The organism is Emticicia sp. TH156, assembly GCF_002855535.1.
In the GTDB taxonomy this organism is placed as follows: Bacteria; Bacteroidota; Bacteroidia; order Cytophagales; family Spirosomataceae; genus Emticicia; species Emticicia fluvialis.
Genome location: NZ_PKRS01000001.1, coordinates 625,944 through 647,737 on the forward strand (window position 1 = coordinate 625,944; position 21,794 = coordinate 647,737).

A 21,794-nucleotide genomic window follows, 5' to 3' on the forward strand; every position below is an offset into this window, starting at 1 on the left:
AACGAAGAAGAGACGCGGGCCTTGGCCTGCGTCTCTTCTTCGTTTTATACAATTATTTTTACTTGCCTGCATTTAAAACCTGTGCTATGGCTTCTCTGGCTTGTTCGGCAACTTCGGTGGTGGTTTTGCCTTTGGGTTCTATGGCTTTCAGGGCTGTCCATGATAGCTTTGAAAAAGAGGTGAGCGGAAACATACCATTGGTGGGGTTGAACCTTCTTGTACCCTGTATGGCTATTGGCACTACCAATGCATTGGGCGCTCTTTTAAGAAGAGCTGATATACCACCTTCGGCAAAGGGTTTCATTTCATCTGTTTTAGAGCGGGTGCCTTCCGGAAATATAACAGCAGAAAAATTGTTTTCGTGGATATATTTACTCAATTTCAGAATTTCAGACACCGCCTGCTTGCCATCTTTGCGGTCTATGAGCGCGGCACCGCTTTTTCTGAGGTTATATGATATGCTGGGTATGCCCTTTGCGAGTTCTATTTTTGAAACAAAAATGGGTTGGTGTTTTCTTAAAAACCAGATAATTGCCGGGATATCAAAAGTACTCTGGTGATTGGCTATAAAAACAATGGGGCGGTCGGTTGGATATGCTTCCTGTTGTTCAAAATGCACCGTAGTGCCGGTAATATAATAACTGGTTGTAAGCATCAGATTGAAGAAATCAACCGACTTCTTGTGCGCCTTTTTGCCGAAAACATTAAAAGCCACAACCTGTACTACATGAAAAATAACTAATAATAGTCCAAAATAGAGTAAATAAATAATACTGAGTACGTAATCAAGAACTTTTTTCATGAAGTTTTTTTTTGTACAAAACTAGTCAGAAAATGGGCTTTTTCATAAATTAAGCCAATATTTTACTGTTTTCAGATAAAATAAACGTACCTTGCGGCGTTTTATAAAATAAAAGAGCTTTAAAAGACATTATCATGGAATTATCCAATTTAAGACTAGAGGTGATGAAATTTGTAGGACAAAAAATTGACTTTTTTGTTGAAGAATTTTTGAAACCCATCGAAACAAATTGGCAACCATCAGACTTTCTCCCAGACGCTACAAAAGAAGATTTTTTTCAGGAAGTAAAGCTTCTGCAAGAGAATGCCAGAGAATTGCCTTACGACTATATAGCTGTATTAATTGGTGACACCATTACAGAAGAGGCCTTGCCCACGTATGAGTCCTGGCTGATTGATGTAGTAGGTGTTGACCAGGTAAACGAACCCAACGGATGGGCCAAATGGGTACGCCACTGGACAGCCGAAGAGAACCGCCACGGAGACCTGCTCAATAAGTTTCTGTATTTGTCGGGTCGTGTAAATATGCGTGCGATGGAAACATCAACGCAATTTCTGATTGCGGATGGTTTTGATATAGGCACAGGCCGTGACCCTTACCGTAACTTTGTGTACACATCGTTTCAGGAGCTGGCCACCAATATTTCGCACCGCCGCACAGCCACACTGGCCAAGAAGTATAACAACAACACGCTATCTAAAATGTGTGGAGTGATTGCCTCTGACGAAATGCGCCATGCCAAGGCTTACAAAACCTTTATCAGCAATATTTTTGAAGTGGACCCGTCTGAAATGATGCTGGCCTTTGAAGATATGATGAAGAAGAAAATTGTAATGCCTGCTCATTTTTTAAGAGAAACAGGTGTTAAAATCGGCCAGACTTTCTCGCATTTTTCAGATGCAGCGCAACGCATGGGGGTATATACTACCGTAGACTACATTGAGATTATGGAATCTTTGCTTGATGAATGGAAAATTGCCGGCATAACCAATCTGAATGATGCAGGTGAACGCGCCCGCGACTACCTGATGGCATTACCTGCCAGATTACGCCGCGTTGCCGAGCGCACCAAAATACCGAATCTGGAATACGAATTTAGCTGGATTGCTTCTTAAAAGCCATTTGCATGGCAATAACCTGATGAATCCTGTTCCTTTACATAAAGGAGCAGGATTTATTTTTTATCGCCACTACTATTTGTGCAGAACTTCTCCCATAGCTGCGTGCCTCTGGCTTGTTGCAGGTTTTTTAGTTGCAGCAGGTCTTCGCACATTCTTTTGGTGTCTTTTTTAATTGCATAAGCGCTGGCTCTGCCATAGTACGCATCTACGTTTAAAGGGTTTTTCTCAAGGCTCCAGGTAAAGTTTCTGATGGCCTCGTTATAATTTCTTAAAGAGAGATTGTATTTTCCTTCAGACAGAAACTCGTTCGACTCCGCCAAATCTGCCTCTGCTGCATCCGGGTCTGCTGATGAATTTTTCATTGCCTCGCGTTCTGACCAACCTATATCAAAGCCCATTTTTACTTCTACGTTTACGGGTTTGCCTTCCCAAATGGCGGGTTTCCATTTGCCCTCTGTTTTTTTTATGGCAGCAATCAGTTTATTATTAAACCTTTCGCTGGTACTTCTCAAAATTTCAATGCCTTTTACCTCGCCTTTACTGGTTATAATAAACCGCGTATAAAAATCTGCAGCCCTGTACTCCGGGAAATCAAAATTATCTGAAATATAGGCACTCGCCGACATCTCAGCGTCCATAAAGAATGGCTCCAGGTAGTTGGGCTTCAGCACATAAATGGTATCGCCACCACGGGTACGGTACTTTTCGGGAATATAGCCAATGTTATATAAATGCGCCGGGGTAAAGATAATTTTCAAAGCATTGGCAGACGAGTCGGCAGTAATTTGCTGCAACACCAGTTTGATATCGCTCAGCTGTTCAATTTTATAGAAAGTATCACCCCCGATAATCAGCGTATCATTTTTAATCTTATAGGACCTGTCGCCAGACCTCCCCTCATAAACCGCCCTTACCGTGCCGTCTGTATTAAAAATATAACGTAACTGTAAATTATTGATAGTTTTATCCAAAATAGGGCTGCCATCTTTTAACCGGATATCTTCTTTTATCCAGTCGCCCACTACACTGCTCATTAATTGCTGAGCCAATGCCCCTGTTGAAACACAAATCAAAAACAACGTCTTAAACATATTCCTATTCAATATTTGTGTACGAAGTTAATAAAAACCCTCACATTGCCCCATGAGGCATCACATATTTTTGAGTGGTTTTGGGTCTTACCTGGCCATCAGTTTATCATAAACCGGTTTCAGTTGCGCGTCTCCAAAGCCATAAACACCTTGTTGCTCAGTAAATAGCCTGAACACGTTATGGAAATCGGTTTCTCCGTTTTCTATAATTTCAGCCAGTACGCGCTCATGCCTGGGCGGCTGTCCTTCCACCGGAAAACGGTCTATATGCGCCTGAATTACCTGCTGCAAATACGGAAAACAGGCCGATTGACACTGCGATAATTGCGCCAAAGCCGGGAGGTCATGCCTGCGATATGCCTGCCAAAGGTCTTTCGCCAGTTGAATATCTTCTGGCTCCAGTTTGATGCGGGTTGCAAGGCTTGCCTCCAAATCGTCTACCCCGGCATGGCCGAACTCCTGCCAGATATCGGCCTCAGCCAGAAAAGTCGGGTACACCACATACGTTTTTCTGTTATTGGGTTGGTTATGAATTAACGAAATAACAAACCACATATTGACCTGACAAAACAAGTCATACCCAAACCACAGATGGAAAGTGGCATTGTGCGGGGCATTCATTATCTGGTCAAACTCAGAAACCGAATAGGCCTGATATTCATCCAGACTAATACCATGACAATCCGCGCGGGTCTGCCAGAAATCGGGCAGGTTATCTCCGGCCAGGCTGCCGTCAATCAGTGCCTCACGGGCAATCATAACATCTCCCTCAATTGTGGTCTCTTTAAAAATCAAGGCCAGGGAGTCTCCATTCAGAACATGGTAAATCATTGCTTTTTCATTTTTTCACTTCTCCAATCAACATTAGGCCTACTACTTGCAGGCCGCCTTTCAGTAAAGTTGCCTTCGATGCTTTATTTTCTATATTACAGCGGGCAGCGGGTATTTTACCTGCCGCATGGCACACCCGTTTCAGTTCCTGTATCAGATACGCCCCCAGCCCTTGCTGGCGGTGGCTCTCTTTTACTTCCATATACAAATCTGCAAAAGGTTTGTTATAGTGCAATAAAAAATCTCCATTGCCTATTTCTTCACCGGCTTTCTCAAGCACATAACCGCTGTCGCTTTCTTTTTGTTTGCCGTAAAGGGCTTCAAATGATTGTCTGGTCTGAAAAGTTACCCCTGCGGGTGGAGGCAGATTGGTATGTGGGCCGTCTTCAAACAGAATAACAGGGGCATGTATATTAACGGCAAACTCATACAACATAGTGGTAAGTAACAGTGCATTGCTTTGGGTTTCTATATATTGAACACCCGAAGCCGACAATAAGTATGGGAAAACCCTACTTGCCAGATGCTGGTACAGAGGCAGCAGATAAAACTCAAAGAGGGTGTCGCGGTCGGGTATCTCCTGACCATTTACTGAGCCGTAGCCGATAACGGTATCGTCGGCATATAGCAGATACGAATCTGACCAGCGGCGTTCATGAGTAGCATTGTATCTCACCTGCCGGTTTATTTCCTGCAGAAACAAATGGCGATACGGCAAAATATCACCCAGTGTTACCTTTTCAACCTTGAATGGCATGATATTTTTGAGTTAGATATCATACTTGTTATATTTTCTTGTAGCAATTTATTGAAAATTTGTGGGAATATAGAAATGAATTTACTTATCAGGTAGTTTCAGTACTCTGATTTTCAGTTAGGTACTTTATTAAATCTTCTCCCCATGCTTCCCAGATTTGAATAGACATCTGGCAAAGATTCAAAGCCCTAGGTACTTGCTCATGGTAGGGATAGGCATTTACAAAGCCATTATATGATAAGCCTAATGATTTATCTTTTTCAGGTTCACTATATAAATAAAAAATTGCAAAGTTATTAAGCGTTTGAGCTAGAGAAATTTGGTAGGCTCCCGGATTTTGTAGTGCTAAATGATGCCTTATTTGAAGAGCTTCCAAATACTCCTCTTTGGCCTTCCCTAATTCATTTTTATCCCTATGTAAATTCCCCAGATTATTCAAAGTCATCGCCACAGATGGTAAATACACCTCCGGATTGATGGATGCTAATCCTCTATAAATCCCTAACGATTCCATATACTCCTCTTCTGCCTTCCCTAATTCATTTTTATCCCTATGTAAATTCCCCAGATTATTCAAAGTCATCGCCACAGATGGTAAATACACCTCCGGATTGATGGATGCTAATCCTCTATAAATCCCTAACGATTCCATATACTCCTCTTCTGCCTTCCCTAATTCATTTTTATCGCTATGTAAATTCCCCAGATTATTCAGCGTAGCAGCCACATCAGGTAAATACACCTCCGGATTGATGGATGCTAATCCTCTTCTTATCCCTAACGATTCCATATACTCCTCTTCTGCCTTCCCTAATTCATTTTTAGCTCTATGTAAAACAGCCAGATTATTCAAAGTCATCGCCACAGATGGCAAATACACCTCCGGATTGATGGATGCTAATCCTCTCCTTATCCCTAACGATTCCATATACTCCTCTTCTGCCTTCCCTAATTCATTTTTATCGCTATGTAAATTCCCCAGATTATTCAAAGTCATCGCCACAGATGGTAAATACACCTCCGGATTGATGGATGCTAATCCTCTTCTTATCCCTAACGATTCCATATACTCCTCTTCTGCCTTCCCTAATTCATTTTTATCCCTATGTAAATTCCCCAGATTATTCAAAGTCATCGCCACAGATGGTAAATACACCTCCGGATTGATGGATGCTAATCCTCTTCTTATCCCTAACGATTCCATATACTCCTCTTCTGCCTTCCCTAATTCATTTTTATCCGTATGTAAATTCCCCAGATTATTCAGCGTAGCAGCCACATCAGGTAAATACACCTCCGGATTCATGGATGCTAATCCTCTTCTTATCCCTAACGATTCCATATACTCCTCTTCTGCCTTCCCTAATTCATTTTTATCGCTATGTAAATTCCCCAGATTATTCAGCGTAGCAGCCACATCAGGTAAATACACCTCCGGATTGATGGATGCTAATCCTCTTCTTATCCCTAACGATTCCATATACTCCTCTTCTGCCTTCCCTAATTCATTTTTAGCTCTATGTAAAACAGCCAGATTATTCAAAGTCATCGCCACAGATGGCAAATACACCTCCGGATTCATGGATGCTAATCCTCTTCTTATCCCTAACGATTCCATATATTCCTCTTCTGCCTTCCCTAATTCATTTTTATCGCTATGTAAATTCCCCAGATTATTCAAAGTCATCGCCACAGATGGTAAATACACCTCCGGATTGATGGATGCTAATCCTCTATAAATCCCTAACGATTCCATATACTCCTCTTCTGCCTTCCCTAATTCATTTTTATCGCTATGTAAATTCCCCAGATTATTCAAAGTCATCGCCACAGATGGTAAATACACCTCCGGATTAGTGACAGTCTGTGTCTTGTAAATCTCTAGTGCTTCGCTGTAAATTTCTATTGCTTCATCAAAAAAATTGTTTTCCTGCAAAAAATAGGCATAAGCAAATAAATTATCTGTATTCTTATTAGCGCTTATTGATTTTTCGAAGTATTCTTTTGTTAATAGTATTCTGTCAGATAATTTAAAATCTATAGATGTTAAACGCGCTAACAACAAATATTCATTAGCGTTATTCAACAATGCTTTTTCATTTGCTTCTACTTCTTTTTCTAATCTATCCTTTTTTTCTAATAAGGCGTTTTGCTCCTTACTCATGAACTCTTTCTCTGATTCTAGAAAAGCCCTTGCTTCACTTTGCTTTCCATCTAAAAAGTAAGCTCTTGCCTTTTCTAGCCTTTCAGTATTAATTGGTATTTTAGTTAAATCATTGGCTAAAGAAATTATTTCTTTTTCAAATAAATCTATCTCCTTTTGAATAAGTTCTATCTCTTTATTAATTGAAGAAATTGATTCTGCTAAAAAGGGAATAGGCGTTTCTTTATATGCTTTTTGTGTTTTATCTAATTTTTCTAAATTATTTTGTAAGGTTTCCTTTAGCTTTTTATAATCATCAAATTTGTAAATGTTAACAGCAATTGTGTTGTTATCACCTACAATAACATTGCCTTTGGCATCAATTGAGCCATTTACATAGTTTTTGATATTTTCCAGGATTTGGCCTTGTTCCATTATTTCCCTATCGTATTACTATCACCAACAATAAAATTTCCTTGTACAGAACTATCGCCTATTACTACATTCTTACTATTAATGATTCTTATTGCTTCACCCCCAGACTCCTTTTCTTTAATTACTCGATACATTTCCTCTAAATACTCTTTTGCATCAGGATTTTCTTCCAATTCAGTTTCTAAGCTGGCTTGAATCATTTTTTGTCTGGGTTCACTTTCAGGATTAGCTGCCAGTTTTTCTAAAGCTTCTTTGGGTGTTTCATCATCTTTCAAAAAAAGAGGTCTTATCCAGTTAATCGTGGCACCGGTAAAATCCTTAGTAAAGTCCTGAAAGGATTTATTTTCTTTCAGGGTCTTGGCTAAATAGCCTACAATGGTGGCAATAAAGGCGGTAGTTGTAACAGGTTCCATCAGGTTTTTTACTTTTTTAATCAACCAAAAATAGCACAAAAACGGAGACCAGAAAATAAAAGCAGAAGAATTATAATAGCAGAGGAAGCCGTAAAAACAAAAACTCCCTCGAAACCAAGTTTCAAGGGAGTTGAAGGGAGGAATATGGGGCTCGAACCCACGACCTTCGGAACCACAATCCGACGCTCTAACCGACTGAGCTAAGACCTCCATACCTGTTTAAGGATTGCAAATGTAGAGAGATTTTGCAAAAAATCAAAAAAAATTTGTTCAATTTTGCCCTTACTGCTAAATTCGATACCATGAGCGAGCGAAGAACATCCTTTTTTGATACAAAAATTGAAAACCTGAGAGTAATAGGCCCTACGAAAGTGGAGATGCTCAACAAGGAACTCAATATCTTCACTTATGGCGATTTGATTGAATATTACCCCTTCCGGCACGAAGACCGCACCCAGTTTCACCGCATCAGTGAGCTGAACGAGGCCATGAATGCGGCGCAAATTAAAGGCAGGTTGCGGTCGTGGGACAGAATGGGCGAAGGCAATAAAGAACGGCTGGTGGCGCAGTTTACGGATGGCACCGGCATGATGGAGCTTACCTGGTTTCAGGGGCTTACTTTTTTAGAAAAAACCCTGCGCCTGCAAGGGGAATATATTGTGTTCGGCAAGCCTACTGTTTTTGGCAACAAATGGCAGATAAGTCATCCAGAAATGGACCTGCTCACACCGGAAAACGAACGCGGAGGGTATTTTCAGCCGGTGTATTCCTTGACTGAAAAACTACGGAGACGCTACATAGACAGCAAGCAGATAAGCCGCTGGATGAAAGTGCTGTTGGGCTCTGCCAGACCACATATCCGGGAGACTCTGCCCGGTTCGCTGATTCAGAAGTTCAGGCTTATTTCAAAACAGGATGCGCTTTATCATATTCATCTGCCATTGAATGCCGAGACGCTCAGGCAGGCTACCCGCCGTTTAAAATTTGAGGAGCTGTTTTATAACCAGTTCAGGCTTATCAAGCAGAAGCTTATCCGTAAACAGGATTTTGCCGGACAGGTATTTACCAAAACGCAGTTGCTCACCGAGTTTTATCAGCATCACCTGCCTTTCGACCTTACCAATGCGCAGAAGAAGGTAATCCGTGAAATTTTTGAAGATTTACGCTCGGGCAAGCAGATGAACAGGCTATTGCAGGGTGATGTAGGCAGTGGTAAAACCATTGTGGCGTTTATTACCATGCTATTGGCCATAGACAACGGCGCGCAGGCTTGTTTGATGGCTCCAACCGAGATATTGTCTGACCAGCACTATACCAACCTGAAAAGGTTTGCCGATTTGATAGGCATCAAAATAGCCGAGCTCACGGGTTCGGTCAATAAAAAAGGCCGTAAAATTATTGATGACGGCATTCTTGATGGTAGCATTCAGATTCTGGTGGGTACTCATGCTTTGCTGGAAGACCACGTGCAGTTTAAAAATCTTGGACTCTGTATTATTGACGAGCAACACCGTTTCGGGGTAGCGCAAAGAGCCAAGCTGTGGGACAAAAACCGTGATTTCAGACCGCATATACTGGTAATGACCGCCACACCGATTCCAAGAACGCTGGCTATGACTCTGTATGGCGACCTGGACGTATCGGTGATAGACGAACTGCCGATGGGGCGCAAGCCTATCAAGACCATCCACCGGTATGATTCTGACCGCCTGCGGGTTTTTGAGTTTATGCGTAGCGAAATCAGGAAAGGCAGGCAGGTATATGTAGTGTATCCACTGATTGAAGAGTCTGAAACACTGTCATTTAAAAACCTGATGGATGGCTATGAAAGCGTGGCAAGGGCGTTTCCGGAATATGCGCTCAGCATTGTACACGGCAAAATGGGCTGGAAAGAAAAAGACTATGAAATGCAGCGTTTCAAAAATCAGGAAACGCAGATATTGGTGGCAACAACGGTAATAGAAGTAGGGGTTGACGTACCCAACGCATCGGTAATGGTGATTGAAAGTGCTAATCGCTTCGGTTTGTCGCAGTTGCACCAGCTAAGAGGTCGAGTGGGGCGTGGGGCTGAGCAGTCGTACTGTATTCTGATGACCGATTATAAGCTGGCCAAAGAAACCCGCACCCGTATTGAAACTATGGTAAGAACCAATAACGGTTTTGAGATATCGGAGGTTGACTTGTCGCTCCGTGGGCCGGGTGATATGGCAGGTACCCAGCAAAGTGGTATGCTTGACCTGAAAGTGGCCGACCTGGCCAAAGACGGCGAGATACTGAAATATGCCCGTGAAGCCGCCATTGAGATTCTGGATAATGACCCTGAGATTGAAAAGCCTGAAAATGCCCCCGTAAGGCATCACCTGCTGAATCTGCGCAATAACGAAACCAACTGGAGCCGCATTAGTTAGCAGTATCAATTTCTACTTTTTTGAAATATTTGCTGCTACAATTTTGTTAGATAAAAAATACAGTGTCTTCCATGTCTATTACAAGATTGTTTAAATCAGTAACCAAGGCTCTGCAGGAAAAACCTATACCGCCCTTACCGGTTTCTTACACACCTGAAGTTGCCCAGAAAATGCTTGAAATGCTAAGCAGGCATGTGCCTGCACAGGCAGTTGATTATTGTCTGGCACTCTGGAAAGAGCAACCCTTCTCGTTTAAAATTACACGCACGCGCAGTTCATGCTTTGGCAATTATACATTTAAAGACGGGCTGCATAAAATAACCGTTAATAACGACCTGAACGCCTACGCTTTTGTAATTACGTATATACATGAAATTGCGCATCAGCGGGCCTGGCTTAACAAAACACGAAAGAAAATAGAGCCGCATGGGGCAGAATGGAAGAAAAGCTTTCAGCAGTTAATGGCCCCCATTCTGAATCTGAGTGTTTTTCCGGAAACCGTTTTTGTACCCTTAAGCAAATATATGAGTAATCCTGCTGCTTCGTCGGTGAGTTATGCCCCGCTGGCAAAAGCACTACAAATGCACGAGCTGACACCCCCCAGCGGCGTTTTGTTATCAGACGTGGCCGATAACCGATGGTTTACTTTCCGCAATACTGTTTTTCAAAGGCTGGAAAAAAGACGCACCCGCGTTTTGTGCATGGAACGAAATTCAAGACGCAGATATACTATCCTGGCCACTGCCAGAGTTGATTTAATAGAAGAACAATAAATGGATGTTGCTTTCCTCCATCAATAACATATCGGCCAGGTTTCTTAACTTTTCTTACTTACAGAAAAGCCGGTTTTTTATTGCCTGTATCGGTGTTTGGTCGAGTATTGGGCTTCAGGCACAGTCTTCTGTTTTAAGTAGAGGAGACTGGTACAAAATTGCAACTACGCAAACGGGTGTTTATAAAATCAATGCAGGGATACTAAGAAAGGCCGGGGTTGACATCAGCAAAGTTAATCCGCAAAACATCAGGCTTTATGGCAATGGAGGCGCTATGTTACCGCAGGCCAACAATACAGCAAGACCAACAGACCTAAAAGAAAATGCCATTGAGGTAGCAGGCGAAAACGACGGCAAATTTGATGAAGCAGACTACATTCTTTTTTATGCCGAAAGCCCCCATACCATTACTTTTGATGCCGCTAAGCAGCAGTTCAGCCATCAGCAAAACTATTATTCCGATACCACTTTTTACTTCCTGACCATAGCCGATACCAAAGGCCAGCGTGTGGGCAATGCAAAAACCATAGAAGCATCAACCACCATCACTACTTTTGATGATTTCCGTTTTCATGAATCAGACCAGAAAAACCTCATCAGCTCCGGCATCAGAGAACTGGGCGGCTCCGGTCGCGAATGGTACGGCGAGCCCCTCGGAAACCTAACTGAAGTACATTTTGATGAAACCATAGAAGGGCTGGTGCCTAACTCTACAATCAAAATCAAGTCTGCCGGGGTTGGTGCAGCCTATATATCCACGCAACTGGGTCTGAAACTCAACGGAAACATCCTGGGAGATATCACTTTTGCACCCCTTAGAGCCGGCCAGTATGATGCCAAAGGAATTTATGACCTGAAAGGCACCGAAAGTGCGGCTACTTTCACAACCGCTGCTGGTAATAGTAACACTCTAAAACTTACTTATGCTTATAATAAGGCGGGGCAATCAACCGCTAACGCTTATCTGAATTACTACGAAATCCAGTCGAAACGAAACCTGCAGATTTATGAATCGCAGACACTTGTGCGGTCTTTGGAAAGTATGTCGAATCCCACAAGTCGTTTCAGAGTAGCTCAAGCCTCGGCGCAGTCAAAAATATGGGATGTTACTAATCCGCAGGCTCCTGAAAATATACCTTACACACTCAGTGGTTCAGAGGCTAGTTTTGGTGTGGCAACGGGTGGTATCTTAAAAACATTGGCGCTGTTTACAGACAAAAACTTACTGGAACCCAATACCATTGAAAAAACAGGCAATCAGAATCTACATGAGGCCGAAGTACCCGATTTGCTGATTATCACATTACCTGAATGGAAAAATCAAGCCCAGCGACTGGCAGATTTCAGAACCGAGAATGACGGGCTTTCTGTCTTGGTAGCTACTGCCGGTGAGGTATATAATGAATTTGCATCGGGCAGGCCCGATGTAAGCGCCATCAGGGATTTTGCCCGTTTTTTATGGCTTAAAAAGCCCGGGAAACTGAAGTACCTGCTCTTATTTGGCGATGCCACCTACGACTACAAAAATAATAACGGGTTTAACTACGTCAATCCCAATCTTTACATACCTACTTATGAAAGCCGGGAATCGCTGAACCCGGTTTTTAGTTTTTCCTCAGACGATTACTTTGGTTTTCTGGAAACCCATGAAGGCGACTGGGCAGAGGATAACCAGGGGAATCATACGCTTGATATAGGTGTAGGCAGGCTACCGGCTAAAACCCCTGATGAAGCCGGAAACATCATAGATAAACTGATATACTATGCCCAAAACAATAAAACCATCGGTAAATGGCGAGGAAAAATTAGTTTTGTAGCCGATGACGGCGACGGGAACATCCACCAGTCAGACGCCGACAGGATTGCTGCATTGCTTGAAACCCAGGATAAAAATGTAGTTCTCAACAAAATATATCTTGATAACTACAAACAGGTGGGTAATTCGACCGGAACCATAGCACCTGATGCCAACAAAGCATTAAATAAGGCAGTAAATGAGGGTAGCCTGATTGTCAATTACAGTGGCCATGGCGGCCCGGATGGCTGGACCGAAGAAAAAATACTAACCATTGACCAGATTGATACCTGGAAGAACCTGGCCAATATGCCACTGTTTCTGACTGCCACCTGCTCTTTCGGTCGGTTTGATGACCCTTCTGTAGTTTCGGGTGCCGAGCTTGCCTTGCTAAGCCCGAGAGGTGCTGCCATAGGTTTGCTTACCACCACCAGGCCTGTTTATTCTTACACTAATTTTTTGTTGAACAACGCTTTTTACTCGGCTTTCGTCTTAAGTAAACAAAACCCTGGTACAAAGCTGGGAGATGTGTTCAGGATAACTAAAAACAATTCGCTAAGCCATGTCAATAACCGTAACTTTTCTCTACTGGGCGACCCGTCTATGAAGCTGGCCTACCCTGCAGATAAAGTTGTTATAACAAAAATTAATAACCAGAACCCTGAAACCCAAACACTAAAAGCACTGGCAAAGGTGAAACTTGAGGGCGAAGTCAGAAACCCAGAAACAGACCAGTTGATAGCTGACTACAACGGTTATGCCCAGATATCTGTTTTTGATAAGCCCTCAATCCTGAGCACGCTGGGGCAAAAAACTGATAAATTCAGGTATCAGGCTTATCAGAACAAAATCTATGAGGGCAGGGTTGCTATTAAAAACGGCGTTTTTTCAGCAGACTTCATTGTTCCTAAAGACATAAATTATCAGCTCGGGCAGGGCAAAATCATTTGTTATGCCTTTCGTGCCGACAGCAGCAGCGACGCCATCGGCAGCTTTATTAATCTTTGGGTAGGCGGCAGCGCGCCGGTAAACAGCACAGATACCAAAGGCCCTGAAATTGAACTTTTTGTAGATAAAAATAATATACTTACTGCTAGCATTTTTGATGAAAACGGTATTAATTTGTCGCAGGCCGGCATTGGGCATGAAATGTTACTTACCCTGAACGACACATTACAAACAATTGTAAATCAGTATTTTACAAACACAGCAGACTATACGAAAGGCGAACTGAAATATGCACTGGGAAAACTACCCACAGGTAAACACACCATTAAATTAAAAATATGGGATACTTATAATAATTCTACGGAGGCAACGTTAGCTTTTTTAGTAGATAATGACTCATTCAGACTACTAAGCACCTATAATTATCCAAATCCTTTTCAGGAAACAACCAGTTTTGTAATACAACATAACGCCGACGGCGAAGACCTTAACTTTTATATTGAGGTATTTGAAAAAACAGGCAAAAAGATTTACGAAAAACAGGAACAGTGCTATGCCTGCCTGGGTAAACTTAACATAGAGATGACGCTCAGGTCGTCCGATTTAATCAGCGGAACTTATTTTTATAGAATTACTGCCGGATTTCTGAATAAAAGTGGAAAAACTTCTGCTTCGGGCAAATTACTATTTTGGAAGTAAATAAGAAAAACTGTTATATTTGATGCCTTGAAACAGTGGAATCCGATACATCATATAATTTTTTAAAGTACCCGCTTAAAGGGTGGAATGAAAAACAGCTCTCATGAAAAGCAAATTATTGGCCACGTTGGCAAGTTTAGTCCTGATAAATTCTCTTTCAGCTCAAGCACAGGTAAAGCCCCTGAATGAGAAAAGAGTGGTCTCAACTGCTGTTCCGTTTCTCACGTTCTCACCAGACTCACGAGGTGCTGCGTTGGGCGATGCCGGAGTGGCATCAACCCCTGACGCGAACTCATTATTTTGGAACAGCGCCAAATTACCTTTCATTGACCGTGATTTGGGCTCAACCGTTTCATACACACCCTGGTTGAGAGACATTGTAGACGACATGGGGCTTTTACATGCTGCCATTTTTAAGAAGCTCGAGAAAAACCAGGTTATTGCTTTTTCAATGACCTATTTTGATCAGGGTAGAATTGACTTTATGAATCAATATGGCGAAAACACCGGAACGTTTGATTCAAGAGACATGAATATCACGGCAGGGTACTCCAGAAAACTGAGCAGAGACTTTGCCATGGGTATTAACCTTAAGTACATTCATTCTAATCTGGTTGGGTCTCAATCTATTAATCAGGTAGCCAGCAAACCTGCCAATACCGCTGCCGGCGACATCTCGTTCTTTTATATGAACGATTCGCCAACAGTAAAAAACCGTGAAAAGGGAGCCGCTTTTTCAGGTGGGGCCATGATTCAGAATATCGGCAGTAAAATCAGCTATGGCCGCGACAGATATTTTATTCCTACAAATCTGAAGGTAGGTGGCGCCATGAACTACCGTGTAAACAGCTACAACCAGTTTAACTTTATGGTTGATGTCAACAAACTACTGGTACCAACGCCTCCTTTAAGAGACAACAACGGAAATATAGTAAAAGGAAAAGACCCCAACGAAACAGGCCCTATACAGGCAATATTCTCATCATTTACTGATGCGCCTGATGGCTTAAAAGAAGAATTAAGAGAGGTTACCGGCTCTTTTGGTGTTGAATACCTGTATAATAACATGTTTGCCGTTCGTGGCGGATACTTTCTGCAAAGCGCCTTAAAAGGTGGCGAAAGATATGTTACCACAGGCTTGGGTCTGAAACTTAAAAACAGTTATGGCATTGATTTCGCGTACCTTATACCGGTTTCGCAGGGTAATGCACTTGCCAATACCTGGCGTATTTCTTTGATATTTGATATGCAATCGAAGAAAAACAAAGACGCTTCTGACGGAGTTTCAGAATAAGCTTAAATAAAGTAAGTAAAACAAAAACCTCACAGATTTACGAAATCTGTGAGGTTTTTGTTTTTAGCTTTGTAAATTTACTGTTTCAACCTTATAACCTCTTTTAATACTTTGAAACCTAGCTTTACAAAACCTTTTTACTTTATCTTTTACCTATGCAGCTTTGTTTTTCTCTCCCATGCCTTCGCCCAAAAGAAAAACGATAAAATAGAATACCGTATTCATCGTGCCACATCACCCGTCAGGATAGACGGCATACCAGATGAAAGAGCCTGGGCAGAAGCACAACTGGCCTCTGATTTTCATCAGGTGCTACCTATGGATACCAGCAAAGCCTTTGTACGAACAGAGGTGAAGATGACCTATGACGATAAAAACCTTTATGTGCTGTTTATAAACTACGAAAAAGTACCGGGGCCTTATATGGTTGAATCGCTGAAGCGGGATTTTAATTTCGGAAAAAATGACAACGACCTGCTCTTTATTGATACTTTTGACGACCAGACCAACGGCTTTACATTTGGCGCCAACGCACATGGTGCGCAATGGGACGGCCTCTTGTATAATGGTAGCTCGGCCAACCTGAGCTGGGAGAACAAGTGGACTTCTGAAGTAAAATATGACGACGACAAATGGGTTTGGGAGGCCGCAATACCGTTTAAAACTCTGCGCTATAAAAAAGGAATTACCCGCTGGGGCGTTAATTTCAGCCGGCTAGACTTAAAAACTACTGAGAAATCTGCCTGGGCGCCTGTTCCACGGCAGTTCCCTACTGCATCGTTGGCATACACCGCCTCTTTGGTGTGGGACGAAGCCCCACCACAGGTGGGTTCAAACATTTCTATTATTCCGTATGCACTTGGGGGGGTAAGGGCAAATCAGGAGACCAACTCGCCCACGAAATTCAGAAGAGACATAGGTTTTGATGCCAAAATAGGGCTTACTTCCTCATTAAATCTTGACCTGACTGTCAACCCCGACTTCTCGCAGGTTGAAGTTGACCAGCAGCAAACCAATCTCGACCGTTTTGAGCTATTATTCCCTGAAAGAAGACAGTTTTTTCTTGAAAACGGCGATTTATTCTCCAATTTCGGCTACCAGAACATCCGTCCGTTTTTTTCGCGGCGAATAGGTTTAAATGCCCCTATTAACTTTGGAGTCCGTTTGAGCGGCAAGCTCAATAAAGACTGGCGGATTGGCTTTATGGATATGCAAACCGGAAAAAATGACGTAGGAGTACCTGCTCAGAATTTCGGTGTCATAGCCCTGCAACGCCGAATGTTTGCCCGCTCAAATATCGCCATCATGATGGTAAACAAAGAAACCCTCAACTACAGCAACACTTCAGACTCTCTTGTTAAACTTAACGGACTTACACAGTTTAACCGCAACCTGGGTATTGAATACAATCTGGCCTCAAAAAAAAATGACTGGACGGGTAAACTACTCTATTTAACTTCTTTTACCCCCAATACTAAAAATAACGACGATGTTTTTGCCGGTAATATTCTTTATACCTCTAAAAAATGGGTAACGGGTATACAGGCAGAACGCGTAGGATACAGTTATTCGGCTGAGGTTGGGTATGTTCCTCGCATTAACTATGGCAAACTGAACCCCCAGATTGCCTATCTGATGTTTCCGAAGGCTGGAGGAACCATTCTAAGCCACGGGCCAACTGTTATGCTTACCCATTACTTTACAAAAGATTTTACGCAGGAAACAGAAAACGAAAAACTGATTGGCTATAAAATCAATTTCAGAAAGACCAACACCTTGTTTATCTGGGGTGCGCATAATTATGTAAAACTGTTAAGCGCTTTTGACCCCACCAATTATGCCCGGGTGTTTTTACCAGCGGGAAGTGAACACAAATGGGATTCTTTCGGTTTTGATTATACATCCAAACCCCAAGCATTGCTTACCTATCTGGTTTCAACGCGTTATGGAGGCTACTATGCTAACGGAACTCGCCTGCGCTTAAACGGAGAGGTGGGTTATCGGTTCCAGCCTTTTGTGGCCATTACCATGAGCGCCAATTATAACCGCCTGGCGTTTGAGCAAGACCCCGTTCTGCCTAAAGAATTAATAAATAAACAATATAATCTGTGGCTGTTGGGTCCGAAAATCGATGTTACCTTTACAAATAAATTGTTCCTGACTAACTTTGTACAGTTTAACAACCAGAATAACAATTTCAATATTAATACCCGTCTGCAATGGCGTTACAGCCCGGCATCAGACCTGTTTCTGGTTTATACCGACAATTATTTTTCTGATACTTTTCAGGTCAGAAACCGCAGCCTGGTTGTTAAATTTACTTACTGGTGGAACATCTGATTTTAAGTGGTCATAATGAACCGCTATCACCTGTCTGCCAAACCAGATTTGCTTATTACTATTCAATCATAACAACTCATGAAAGCCTTATTATTCTTATTGTTTCCGGTTTTAGCAATGGCACAAACTACCCCATTTGAAATTGAAGGCCACCGTGGTGCACGGGGTCTTCTGCCCGAAAATACCATTCCTTCGTTCAAAAAAGCAATTGACCTGGGTGCCCATGTCATTGAACTGGACGTTGTCATCTCTAAAGACAAAAAAGTGGTGGTTTCGCACGACACCTATTTTAATCCTGACATTACCACCGACCCCGACGGCATATATATAACTAAAGAAACCCAGGGGAATCTGTACCAGATGGACTACAAGCAAATAAAAAAATATGATGTGGGGGTACGTGGCAACAAAGGATTTCCTGAGCAGGAAAAAATGAAAGCGCACAAACCCCTGCTGACAGAAATGATAAGAGAAATAGAAAAATATACCAGGCAAAAAGGCTTGCCCCCGGTAAAATATAATATAGAAATAAAAAGCAGCGAAAAAGAAATAGGCAAAACCCAGCCAGAGGTAGCTGAGTTCTCAGATCTGGTTTATAAAATAATTGTGAAAGAATTGCCTTTAGAAAGAGTAAACATGCAGAGCTTTGACTACAACGTTCTGAAACACTGGAATGCCCAGACACTGGCCGGTAAATACAAAAAAATTGCCGTTGCTGTGCTCATTGAGCCCCGCGCCAATAACGATGTACAGGTGAATCTGGATAAGCTGGGCTTTAAGCCCGACATCTGGAGCCCCTATTTTACACAAGTAACTACTGAAAGAGTAAAACAACTGCACGATTTGGGCATAAGGGTGATTCCATGGACGGTTAACAAAAGAGAAGACATGGAAAAAATAAAGGCGCTGGGCTGTGATGGCGTAATAACCGACTACCCTGACAGGGCAAAAAGCTTGTAATGGTGTTATTGCAAACAATTGCTCCGGCATTGTGTTGATTTAAAAAACAAGATTTTTGAAATTACGTACAAGCAAAGAAATTTACATAATTTACACAGTAATCCAGAATTTATAAATGTTGTGAGCATTTTAAACGATATACTTGGTTTTTTTATCAAGAGAAGAATAGAGCGTATTGAAGAGTTTTTGCAATATCCTATTGAAACCCAACAACGTATCTTTCATGAACTGATAGAAAGCGCCCGTTTTACCGAATGGGGTCTTAAATATGGCTATGGCAGTATTGAAACCATAAAGGATTTTCAGGAAAGGGTTCCTGTTTCGACCTACGAAGAGTTGTACCCTTACATTGAAAGGGTACTGAAAGGTGAGCAGAACGTTCTGTGGTCATCTGATATCAAATGGTTCTCCAAATCGTCAGGTACAACTAACAGCAGGAGCAAATTCCTGCCGGTTTCTGAAGAGTCGCTGGAAGACTGCCACTACAGAGGCGGTAAAGACGTAATGACACTGTACCTGAACAACCGCCCCGAAACAAAGCTTTTTGAGGGTAAAGGATTGTCTATCGGTGGTGCACTCCATAAAAATCCGTTTAATCCTAATACACAGGCAGGCGACATATCGGCAGTGATTATGAAAAACCTGCCCACCTGGGCCGATTTCATACGTACTCCTCCTATTGATGTTGCGCTGATGGAAAACTGGGAAGAAAAAATGGAGCAGATGATAGAAATTTGCTCGCAGGAAAACGTAACCAGTATACTTGGCGTACCCACCTGGACAGTAGTGTTGCTTGAAAATATTATGGAACGCGCCGGAAAGAAAAACATGCTTGAGGTTTGGGAAAACTTTGAAGTATTTGTGCATGGCGCGGTGGCGTTTCAGCCTTACAGAGAGTTGTTCAGAAAAAAATTCTTCCCTTCTGACCAGGTGGCTTATATGGAAACCTACAATGCATCAGAAGGCTTTTTTGCCATTCAGGATGAACTAAGCCGGGTAGGCGAAATGCTTTTGATGCTTGATTACGGCGTTTTCTATGAGTTTATACCCATGGAAGAATGGGACAAAGACCACCCGAAAACAATTTTACTGGACGAGGTTGAACTGGATAAAAACTATGCACTGGTGATATCGACCAATGCTGGCCTGTGGAGATATAAAATTGGCGATACCGTTAAGTTTACTTCAAAATATCCGTTCAGAATAAAGGTAAGCGGCCGTACGAAACATTTTATTAATGCTTTTGGCGAAGAAGTGGTAATTGAAAATGCAGACATAGCCATAACAGAAGCCTGCCAGGCCACCGGCACCACAATGGTTGATTATACCGCCGGCCCGGTTTACATGGGCGAAGGCAACAAAGGCTGCCATGAATGGGTGATAGAATTTGCTAAAAAACCGGTTGATGAACACCTGTTTGTGCAAATATTGGACGAAACCCTGCGAAAGGTAAATTCTGATTACGATGCCAAACGCTATAAAGACATGGCACTGCATGCGCCGAAGGTACATTTTGTAGAAAACGGCACTTTTTATCAGTGGATGTCGAAGCGTGGTAAGCTTGGCGGGCAAAACAAAGTGCCGCGCCTGAGTAATTCGCGCGAGTACATAGATGATATACTTGATATGGTAAAAAGTTGATGGCAGTAATTACTGTAATGCTTACTGAAGCCACTAATTTTGTAATTGAGTGGCTTTTTTTAATTCTTATAAAAAACTACCTGTGCTTGCGCTGTAACCATAACAACCCATGAAAATCTTACATACTGCCGACTGGCACCTAGGGAAAAGGCTCGATAATTACCATCGGCTTGACGAACAACGGGAAGTGTTGCAGGAAATCTGTGAGATTGCCGAGCGTGAAGCCGTTGATGCCGTTGTGGTAGCGGGAGATTTGTTCGATAACTTCAACCCGTCGTCTGAGGCGATGGAATTACTCTATTCTACGCTTCACCGGTTGTCAGACAACGGTAGCCGTGCTGTAATAGCCATTGCAGGCAACCATGACTCGCCCGAACGAATTGAGGTGCCAGATGCCCTGGCCCGTGCCTGTGGTATTCTGTTTGCGGGCTTTCCTAACATGAAGGTAAAACCCTTTAAGACCAAAGCCGGGCTTGAGCTAACGAAGGTCGATAATGGTTTTGTAGAACTTAAAATACCCGATAATGATTTCCCCCTTCGTATTTTATTGACGCCTTACGCCAATGAACAACGCCTGAAAACATTTTTGGGCTTAACAGACACAGACGGGGCCCTTCGTGCACATCTGCAAAACCATTGGCAGACACTGGCCGACGAATATCTCGACAACAACGGCTTTAATATGCTGGCCACTCACCTTTTCTTTATGAAAAAAGACGGGGTAATGCCCGAAGAGCCGGAAGACGAAAGACCGATTCTGCATATTGGTGGCGCTTCGGTTATTTATTCAGAAAACGTACCGGCACAAGTACATTATGTGGCACTGGGGCATTTGCACCGGTATCAGGTAATAGATACAGTACCTGCGCCGGTAATTTACGCGAGCAGTCCGCTGGCCTATAGTTTTTCAGAAGCCAACCAAACCAAATATGTAGTTTTAATTGAGGCCGAGGCAGGCAGGTTAAGCAGCTATCAGCCCATTGCACTCACCAAAGGCAAACAATTACTGAGCAAGAGATTCGAAAGCATTGATGATGCACTGGTTTGGCTGGAAGAAAACCCGCATGCCCTGGTGCAGCTCACGATAGTGTCTGACAAGTATCTGGAAGCCACAGAAAAAAAACGTTTGCTGGATACCCACGATGGCCTGATTCAGATAATACCTGAAATCAGAAGCCTGAACGACGGCACTTCAGAGGCTTCAAAAATTAACCTTTCCATGAGCGTCGAAAAGCTGTTTGAAGAATATTTTAAAAGCAAAAAAGGACAGGAGGTTTCAGAAGAACTGATGTTGCTGCTGAAAGAAGTACTTGCCGAAGGAGAAGAACAGTAAACCCGATTGA

The 21,794-nt window shown here is 42.5% G+C and carries 15 protein-coding genes and 1 tRNA gene; 9 read left to right on the forward strand and 7 right to left on the reverse strand.

Annotated elements, in window-relative coordinates; all coding sequences use genetic code 11:
- Positions 1–58 precede the first annotated feature (58 nt).
- On the reverse strand, positions 59–802 hold the full coding sequence (locus C0V77_RS02720) for a 1-acyl-sn-glycerol-3-phosphate acyltransferase (protein ID WP_101724763.1): 744 nt from the start codon (positions 800–802) through the stop codon (positions 59–61).
- Between the two features lie 134 nt (positions 803–936).
- Between C0V77_RS02720 and C0V77_RS02725 the strand changes: the two genes are divergently transcribed.
- Positions 937–1,917, forward strand: coding sequence for an acyl-ACP desaturase (locus C0V77_RS02725; protein WP_173830512.1), 981 nt, complete (start codon positions 937–939; stop codon positions 1,915–1,917).
- A gap of 59 nt (positions 1,918–1,976) precedes the next feature.
- Here C0V77_RS02725 and C0V77_RS02730 read toward each other — a convergent pair whose 3' ends face one another.
- The 6 genes from C0V77_RS02730 to C0V77_RS02755 form a co-directional block, all read right to left on the reverse strand.
- Positions 1,977–3,014, reverse strand: coding sequence for an energy transducer TonB (locus C0V77_RS02730; protein ID WP_101724764.1), 1,038 nt, complete (start codon positions 3,012–3,014; stop codon positions 1,977–1,979).
- An 87-nt stretch (positions 3,015–3,101) separates the two neighbouring features.
- On the reverse strand, positions 3,102–3,845 hold the full coding sequence (locus tag C0V77_RS02735) for a DUF1835 domain-containing protein (protein ID WP_101724765.1): 744 nt from the start codon (positions 3,843–3,845) through the stop codon (positions 3,102–3,104).
- Between the two features lie 7 nt (positions 3,846–3,852).
- Positions 3,853–4,602 carry a GNAT family N-acetyltransferase gene (locus tag C0V77_RS02740; RefSeq protein ID WP_101724766.1) on the reverse strand — a complete coding sequence of 250 codons (750 nt, stop codon included), beginning with the start codon at positions 4,600–4,602 and terminating at the stop codon, positions 3,853–3,855.
- 88 nt (positions 4,603–4,690) lie between these two features.
- Positions 4,691–7,180, reverse strand: a complete 2,490-nt coding sequence (locus C0V77_RS02745; protein WP_101724767.1) for a tetratricopeptide repeat protein — start codon at positions 7,178–7,180, stop codon at positions 4,691–4,693.
- Complete coding sequence (locus tag C0V77_RS02750) at positions 7,180–7,593, reverse strand: hypothetical protein (protein ID WP_143705995.1); 414 nt, start codon at positions 7,591–7,593, stop codon at positions 7,180–7,182. Before C0V77_RS02750 ends, C0V77_RS02745 begins: the two co-directional genes overlap by 1 nt.
- A 135-nt stretch (positions 7,594–7,728) precedes the next feature.
- Positions 7,729–7,804 (reverse strand) — tRNA-His (locus C0V77_RS02755).
- A gap of 91 nt (positions 7,805–7,895) precedes the next feature.
- Between C0V77_RS02755 and recG the strand changes: the two genes are divergently transcribed.
- From recG to C0V77_RS02795, 8 genes are all read left to right on the forward strand, one after another.
- Positions 7,896–10,001: an ATP-dependent DNA helicase RecG gene (gene recG, locus C0V77_RS02760; RefSeq protein WP_101725036.1), complete on the forward strand. Its 2,106-nt coding sequence runs from the start codon at positions 7,896–7,898 to the stop codon at positions 9,999–10,001.
- 71 nt (positions 10,002–10,072) lie between these two features.
- On the forward strand, positions 10,073–10,774 hold the full coding sequence (locus C0V77_RS02765; RefSeq protein ID WP_101724769.1) for a SprT-like domain-containing protein: 702 nt from the start codon (positions 10,073–10,075) through the stop codon (positions 10,772–10,774).
- A gap of 4 nt (positions 10,775–10,778) precedes the next feature.
- Positions 10,779–14,216 carry a type IX secretion system sortase PorU gene (porU, locus tag C0V77_RS02770; RefSeq protein WP_101724770.1) on the forward strand — a complete coding sequence of 1,146 codons (3,438 nt, stop codon included), beginning with the start codon at positions 10,779–10,781 and terminating at the stop codon, positions 14,214–14,216.
- A gap of 103 nt (positions 14,217–14,319) precedes the next feature.
- On the forward strand, positions 14,320–15,510 hold the full coding sequence (gene porV / locus C0V77_RS02775) for a type IX secretion system outer membrane channel protein PorV (RefSeq protein WP_101724771.1): 1,191 nt from the start codon (positions 14,320–14,322) through the stop codon (positions 15,508–15,510).
- A gap of 111 nt (positions 15,511–15,621) precedes the next feature.
- Positions 15,622–17,850, forward strand: a complete 2,229-nt coding sequence (locus C0V77_RS02780) for a DUF5916 domain-containing protein (protein ID WP_229236184.1) — start codon at positions 15,622–15,624, stop codon at positions 17,848–17,850.
- Positions 17,851–17,928: 78 nt separating this feature from the next.
- A complete protein-coding gene (locus tag C0V77_RS02785) occupies positions 17,929–18,810 on the forward strand; it encodes a glycerophosphodiester phosphodiesterase family protein (protein WP_101724772.1) in 882 nt (293 codons plus the stop codon).
- Between the two features lie 120 nt (positions 18,811–18,930).
- On the forward strand, positions 18,931–20,451 hold the full coding sequence (locus tag C0V77_RS02790) for a GH3 auxin-responsive promoter family protein (protein WP_101725038.1): 1,521 nt from the start codon (positions 18,931–18,933) through the stop codon (positions 20,449–20,451).
- Between the two features lie 109 nt (positions 20,452–20,560).
- Positions 20,561–21,784 carry an exonuclease SbcCD subunit D gene (locus C0V77_RS02795; protein WP_101724773.1) on the forward strand — a complete coding sequence of 408 codons (1,224 nt, stop codon included), beginning with the start codon at positions 20,561–20,563 and terminating at the stop codon, positions 21,782–21,784.
- Positions 21,785–21,794: the final 10 nt, after the last annotated feature.